Source organism: Nonomuraea sp. B12E4 (assembly GCF_039871825.1).
Taxonomy (GTDB): Bacteria; Actinomycetota; Actinomycetes; order Streptosporangiales; family Streptosporangiaceae; genus Nonomuraea.
The window spans coordinates 1-1,592 of the sequence record NZ_JBDPME010000078.1; the positions used below are offsets into that span (position 1 = coordinate 1).

Genomic DNA, 1,592 nt, shown 5'->3' on the forward strand with positions numbered 1-1,592 from the left:
ATCAGCGCGGAGAAGGCCGGTGTGGTCGAGGAGGTCTCGGCCGACTACATCACCGTCATGAACGACGACGGCACCCGCAACACCTACCGGGTGGCCAAGTTCAAGCGGTCCAACCAGGGCACCAGCTTCAACCAGAAGCCGATCGTGGCCGAGGGCGACCGGGTGGAGGTCAACCAGGTCATCGCCGACGGTCCGTGCACCGACAACGGTGAGATGGCGCTGGGCAAGAACCTGCTGGTGGCGTTCATGCCGTGGGAGGGCCACAACTACGAGGACGCGATCATCCTGTCCCAGCGGCTGGTCCAGGACGACGTGCTCTCCTCGATCCACATCGAGGAGCACGAGGTCGACGCCCGCGATACCAAGCTGGGCCCCGAGGAGATCACCCGGGACATCCCGAACGTCTCCGAGGAGGTGCTGGCCGACCTCGATGAGCGCGGCATCATCCGGATCGGCGCCGAGGTGGTGCCCGGCGACATCCTGGTCGGCAAGGTCACCCCGAAGGGTGAGACCGAGCTGACGCCGGAGGAGCGGCTGCTGCGCGCGATCTTCGGGGAGAAGGCCCGGGAGGTGCGTGACACCTCGCTGAAGGTGCCGCACGGCGAGCAGGGCAAGGTCATCCACGTGCGGGTGTTCTCCCGTGAGGAGGGTGACGAGCTGCCGCCGGGGGTCAACGAGCTGGTCCGCGTCTACGTGGCGCAGAAGCGGAAGATCACCGACGGTGACAAGCTGGCCGGCCGGCATGGCAACAAGGGTGTCATCTCGAAGATCCTGCCGGTGGAGGACATGCCGTTCCTGGAGGACGGCACGCCGGTGGACATCATCCTCAACCCGCTGGGTGTGCCCGGCCGGATGAACGTCGGCCAGGTGCTGGAGACTCACCTCGGGTGGATCGCCGCCAGGGGCTGGGACATCTCCGGGGTCCAGGAGGCCTGGGCCCAGAGGTTGCGCGACAAGGGCTTCGAGACGGTCGAGCCGCGCACCAACATGGCCACCCCGGTCTTCGACGGCGCGCACGAGGAGGAGATCGTCGGGCTGCTCGGCAACACCGTGCGGAACCGTGACGGGGACCGGATGGTGCAGCAGAGCGGCAAGGCCCGGCTGTTCGACGGCCGCTCCGGCGAGCCGTTCCCGTACCCGATCTCGGTCGGCTACATCTACATCCTCAAGCTCCTGCACCTGGTGGACGACAAGATCCACGCGCGGTCGACGGGTCCGTACTCGATGATCACGCAGCAGCCGCTGGGTGGTAAGGCGCAGTTCGGTGGCCAGCGCTTCGGTGAGATGGAGGTGTGGGCCCTGGAGGCCTACGGTGCCGCCTACGCGCTGCAGGAGCTGCTGACCATCAAGTCCGACGACGTGCTCGGCCGGGTGAAGGTCTACGAGGCGATCGTCAAGGGCGAGAACATCCCCGAGCCGGGCATTCCGGAGTCCTTCAAGGTCCTGATCAAGGAGATGCAGTCGTTGTGCCTGAACGTCGAGGTGCTGTCGAGCGACGGCATGTCGATCGAGATGCGTGACACCGACGAGGACGTCTTCCGCGCCGCGGAAGAGCTCGGTATCGATCTGTCCCGGCGTGAGCCGAGCAGCGT

The 1,592-nt window shown here is 66.5% G+C and carries 1 pseudogene; it reads left to right on the plus strand.

Annotation, left to right across the window (positions count from 1 at the left end):
* Positions 1-1,592: pseudogene (locus ABGB18_RS49275) on the plus strand (DNA-directed RNA polymerase subunit beta); the annotation flags it as partial.